Source organism: Oleiphilus sp. HI0080, from assembly GCF_001635135.1.
Genome location: NZ_LWFU01000672.1, coordinates 1 through 2,310 on the forward strand (window position 1 = coordinate 1; position 2,310 = coordinate 2,310).

Below are 2,310 nucleotides of genomic sequence, written 5' to 3' on the forward strand. Positions count from 1 at the left end.
CGAGCAATTTATGCCCTGAAGATGAGCAAAAGATATCGTCTTTATCTAAACAGGCTTTCGACGCCCTTGCTTGTAAAGGGTGGGGTCGCGTCGATGTTATGCGAGACAGGGATGGGAAGTTTTGGTTACTCGAGGTGAATACCATTCCGGGGATGACAGACCACAGTCTCATTCCCATGGCCGCACGCCACAATGGAATGAGTATGCCTGAGCTAGTAGCCGAGATTCTCAAACAAACACTTCGAGTGGGAGGACTGGCATGAGCAGCGCTGCGCTAAGAAAAGGGACAACCGCACCCCGAATGACGGCAAGAGAAGCAAAGAATGTTGTGATTTCGCAGGGTGTTGCAAAGGCGTATGCGTTCTGGTTCGCATTGGCCGTTGCAATTGTCATTGTCGCAATTAACAGCGACAAGCTATTTGCGTTTGTTGATCAGCCCATTGCCCAGTTTGAGGTGAGCAGTGAGTTTGTCGAGCTTGAGCAAAACTCGGTGTCATTGGTTCTAGAACCATATATAGGCCAGAACTTTTTATCTGTCGATTTACGAGAGATTCAAGCGGCCCTAGAAGATCTAGCTTGGGTTAAATCAGCGGTGATTAAACGGCGTTGGCCTGATGCGGTTGCGGTAGAGATTACAGAGCAGGTCGCTGTTGCCAACTGGAGCCATGATGCTTACATCAATGCGCAAGGGGACATATTCAAGCCTGAGAAAATCGCTCGATCAAAGAGTCGCCCACTTTTAATTGGTCCTCAGGATGCGTCTAAGCAAGATCGTGGCGAAATGCTGATGTATATCGAACAAATTTCTCAAGCGATCAGTACTTATGGCCTGATTGCGGATCAATTGGTTCTGAACGAGCGTGGTGCATGGACGCTGGGCTTGGAGGGCGGTCCGATGATCGAACTAGGAGCAGATCCAGATGCATTTCGGCTAGAGCGCTCTGTAAAAACATTTGCGAGCTTGGATGACGAAGCGAAGCGCATGGTTGAGCGTATTGATGCGCGTTATACCAATGGTGTTGCTGTCCGTTGGAAAGAAATGGAAGTTGCATCGGGTTACGAGTATAGCTCAAACCCGCTGCAGCAATAGAAATACAACAAAGTGAGAACAAAAATGGCAAGCACATTTGATGACAGCTTGACCGTAGGGTTAGACATCGGGACATCCAAAGTAGTCGCCATCGTTGGTAAGCGTGGTGAAGATGGGAGTGTAGAGATCGTAGGTATCGGTTCGCATCCGTCACGAGGGTTGAAGCGAGGCGTTGTTGTCAATATTGAAACGACGGTGAGTGCGATTCAGCGGGCTGTTGAAGAAGCCGAGTTGATGGCTGGCTGCAATATTCACTCTGTTTACGCGGGCATCGCGGGTAGCCATATCAAAAGTTTAAATTCGCACGGTATCGTTGCGGTCAAGGACCGCGAAGTTGTGCAAGCGGATATTGATAGAGTGATTGACGCAGCGCAAGCAGTCGCTATCCCTGCAGATCAGAAGGTTTTGCACATCTTGCCGCAAGAATATGTCATCGATAGCCAAGAAGGGATAAAAGAACCGCTTGGCATGTCGGGGGTGCGCCTCGAAGCAAAAGTGCATCTTGTGACTTGCGCAGTAAATGCGGCGCAAAACATCGAGAAGTGTGTCCAGCAATGCGATCTCGACGTGGACGACATCATTTTAGAGCAATTAGCGTCGTCTTATGCGGTATTAACAGATGATGAAAAAGAGCTCGGCGTCTGTGTGGTCGATATCGGCGGCGGCACGACGGATATGGCGATTTTTACCGGAGGGTCCATTCGCCATACTGCGGTCATTCCAATTGCAGGTGATCAGGTGACCAACGATATTGCGATGGCACTTCGCACTCCAACGCAAAACGCGGAAGAGATAAAGATTAAATATGCATGTGCGCTCACGCAGCTCGCGGGTGCGGATGACACGATAAAAGTACCGTCCGTTGGTGAAAGGCCCCCTAGGGACCTATCGCGGCAGGCGTTAGCTGAAGTCGTTGAACCAAGGTACGAAGAACTATTTACCCTAGTGCAAGCTGAATTGCGGCGCAGTGGGTTTGAAGATTTGATTGCCGCCGGAGTCGTACTGACCGGCGGCACATCAAAGATGGAGGGCGTTGTAGAGCTGGCAGAGGAAATATTCCATATGCCGGTTCGTTTGGCTAGCCCACAGCGAGTGACAGGATTGTCAGATGTCGTCAATAACCCGATGTACGCGACGGGCGTAGGCTTATTGATGTATGGATTAAACCAGCGTGAGTCAGGGACAACTCCGAGCGCAAAAGCTGCTTCGGCGGAAGGGGT

The 2,310-nt window shown here is 50.2% G+C and carries 2 protein-coding genes and 1 pseudogene; all 3 read left to right on the forward strand.

Features of this window, described 5'->3' with window-relative positions; all coding sequences use genetic code 11:
* Positions 1 to 263, forward strand: a pseudogene (locus A3751_RS14625) (D-alanine--D-alanine ligase); the annotation flags it as partial.
* Complete coding sequence (locus A3751_RS14630) at positions 260 to 1,090, forward strand: cell division protein FtsQ/DivIB (protein WP_068457429.1); 831 nt, start codon at positions 260 to 262, stop codon at positions 1,088 to 1,090. The pseudogene A3751_RS14625 and the gene A3751_RS14630, both read left to right, overlap by 4 nt.
* A 24-nt stretch (positions 1,091 to 1,114) precedes the next feature.
* Positions 1,115 to 2,310: cell division protein FtsA (gene ftsA / locus A3751_RS14635; protein WP_068457431.1), on the forward strand; the 1,196-nt coding region annotated here is incomplete at its 3' end.

Coding starts and splice junctions, on each gene's coding strand:
- A3751_RS14630 (WP_068457429.1), top strand. CDS start 260: ATGAGCAGCGCTGCGCTAAGAAAAGGGACAACCGCACCCCGAATGACG.